The 2,569-nt window shown below is 70.2% G+C and carries 2 protein-coding genes and 1 pseudogene; 1 reads left to right on the top strand and 2 read right to left on the bottom strand.

Features of this window, described 5'->3' with window-relative positions; translation table 11 throughout:
* Positions 1 to 496, top strand: a 496-nt coding sequence (locus ABZ281_RS45630; protein WP_356664306.1) for a fructosamine kinase family protein, incomplete at its 5' end; no start/stop codon positions are given.
* A 4-nt stretch (positions 497 to 500) separates the two neighbouring features.
* On the opposite strand, the gene ABZ281_RS45625 is transcribed toward ABZ281_RS45630, so the two are convergent.
* Together ABZ281_RS45625 and ABZ281_RS45620 are read right to left on the bottom strand one after the other, a co-directional pair.
* A complete protein-coding gene (locus tag ABZ281_RS45625; protein ID WP_356664304.1) occupies positions 501 to 2,159 on the bottom strand; it encodes a catalase in 1,659 nt (552 codons plus the stop codon).
* A gap of 180 nt (positions 2,160 to 2,339) precedes the next feature.
* Positions 2,340 to 2,569, bottom strand: a pseudogene (locus tag ABZ281_RS45620) (hypothetical protein); the annotation flags it as partial.

Here is a 2,569-nt window from a genome sequence, read left to right as displayed (position 1 = left end):
GGCGTTCATCGGGCTCGCGCCGATGCACAACGAGCCCGCGGCCGACTGGCCGCGCTGGTATGCCGAGCAGCGTGTGCTGCCCTATCTGCGGCGGGCGGTCGACCAGGGCACCGTCCGGGCCGGCGAGGCGACCGTCGTGGAGCGTCTGTGCGAGGAACTGCCGGGGTTGGCGGGGCCCGCCGAGCCGCCCGCGCGGCTGCACGGCGATCTGTGGAGCGGCAACGTGCTGTGGGCGGCCGACGGTCGGGTGTGGCTGATCGACCCGGCCGCGCACGGTGGGCATCGCGAGACCGATCTGGCGATGCTGGGCCTCTTCGGCTGTCCGCATCTGGAGCAGGTGCTCGACGGCTACCAGGAGGAGGCGCCGCTCGCCGGGGGCTGGCGTGAGCGCGTCGGCGTGCACCAGCTGTTTCCGCTGCTGGTGCACACCGTGCTGTTCGGCCGGGGCTATGCGGAACAGGCCCTCGCGGTGGCCCGTACGGCTCTGGAGGGGTGAGCGGTCAGCGGGTCATGACGTGCCGTGCGTCGGGGACGCAGTGGGTCATGGTGAGGCCCTCGACGTCGCGCGGCTTGTTCTTGCCCAGGTTGGCCAGGCGTTCGCGGTCGTCGTCCGTGAGGTTTTGGCTCGCCAGCGGCTCCAGAGAGGTCACGTCCTCCGGTCCGATGCCCAGGCCCTCCCCGACCCGCAGGCCGAGGTCGTTGTCGACCAGGAGGAAGTGCCAGACCATGCGCTCCTGGATCGCCCGGTCGCACCCGGACAGTTGACCGATGAAGTTCTTCACCAGGTCGTCCCGTTCCCAGTCCTCCAGCAGCTGGTAGCGCTGCCCGGCCTGGAGGTAGTCGTCGGTGCGGGGGATGCGCTTGCGGGTCAGCCGGCCGTGGATCTCGGGGCCCTGCTCGTCGTGGGTCGGATAACGGGCCTCGCGCAGGCCACCGGTGATGGACGGCTCGTAGTTGACCTGCGGGTTCTCAGCTCCGCCGTCGACGTGGTAGGCCATCTGGCCGTCGCGCTGGTTGGTGTGCACGTCGGCGTTCTTGGCCTGGTTGACGGGGAGCTGGAGGTAGTTCGGGCCGACCCGGTAGCGCTGGGTGTCGCTGTAGGAGAAAGTCCGGCCTACAAGCATCTTGTCGTCGGAGAAGTCCAGGCCGTCGACGAGGACGCCGGTACCGAAGGAGATCTGCTCGTTCTCGGCGAAGAAGTCCTTCGGCATCCGGTCGAGCACCATCCGGCCCACCGGCCGCGGCGGGAAGTCCTGCTCGGGCCAGGTCTTGGTGTCGTCCAGCGGGTCGAAGTCGAGCTCGGGGTGGTCGTGGTCGTCCATCAGCTGGACGAGCAGCTCCCATTCCGGGTGGTCACCGCGGGCGACGGACTCGTACAGGTCCTTGGTGGCGTGGCCGAGAGTGTCGGCCTGGACGTTGGCCGCGTCCTCCTCGGTCATGCTGCGCACGCCCTGCTTGGGCATCCAGTGGTACTTGACCAGCTTGGTCTCGCCCTCGGCGTTCACCCACTTGTACGTGTTGACGCCGAAGCCCTGCATGTGGCGGTAGTCGGCGGGGATGCCGCGCGGACTGAACAGGTTGACCAGCATGTGCATGGCCTCGGGCGTCTGCGACATGAAGTCGAAGATGCGGCCCGGCTGCTGCTCGAAGGTCACCGGGTCCGGCTTGAGGGCGTGGATGACGTCCGGGAACTTGATGGCGTCGCGGATGAAGAAGACGCCCAGGTTGTTGCCGACCAGGTCCCAGTTGCCGTCCTCGGTGTAGAACTTCACGGCGAAACCACGCGGGTCGCGGGCGGCCTCCGAGGAGTCGCGTCCACCGATCACGGTGGAGAAGCGGACCGCGACATCCGTGCGCTTGCCCCGCTCCTGGAACAGCTCGGCCCGGGTGTGACGGCTGATCGGCTCGTCGCCCCAGGTGCCGTAGGCCTCGAAGTGGCCGTAGGCCGTGACGCCGCGGGCGTGCACGACGCGCTCGGGGACGCGTTCCCGGTCGAAGTGGCTGATCTTCTCGAGGAGCTGATAGTTCTCCAGCGTGGCCGGACCGCGGGCGCCGACGGTGCGCTGGTTCTGGTTGTCGTGGACCGGATGGCCCTGCCGGTTGGTGAGTACGTTGCGGTCGTCGCCCGGTGCGGGGCCGGTGCCGGATACGTCCGTCATGTGCGTGGGCTCCTTCGGCTCGGGGCCGCGGCCTGCCGGGTCGATGCCGCGAGCGGCGCCCGGCCGGTCCTGGCGGGACGGGCCGGGTACCCGGAGGGGCGGGGTCACTCACGTGCCCCGTGCCTCGTCGGGCGGCGATGCCGTCCCCCGGGCCGCGGGACGGCTGGCGGTTACGCTCCGTCACACGCGGGGCCCGCGCCCCCACTCCTGCCGCGGGAAGCGCTGCCGACCGGCCATCTCCCCCGCGTTTCCGATGCGTTGCCCGGGCTTGGGAGGCGGATGGTCAGGGGTGAACCGGGGCCCCGGTGACGCGGGCCGCTCCTCGCAGAAGGACCAGACCTCCGCGAGGAGGGCCGAATGGTCCTCGCCGTACGTGACGACGGCCGCGTAGACGGCGTCGAGAGCCGCCC

Origin of the sequence: Streptomyces sp. NPDC006265 (genome assembly GCF_040613555.1) — a bacterium.
Lineage (GTDB): Bacteria > Actinomycetota > Actinomycetes > Streptomycetales > Streptomycetaceae > Streptomyces.
Note: the sequence above shows the minus strand (reverse complement) of the source record. Positions and strands in the feature narration are given on the sequence as shown.

Coding starts and splice junctions, on each gene's coding strand:
- ABZ281_RS45625 (WP_356664304.1), bottom strand. CDS start 2,159: ATGACGGACGTATCCGGCACCGGCCCCGCACCGGGCGACGACCGCAAC.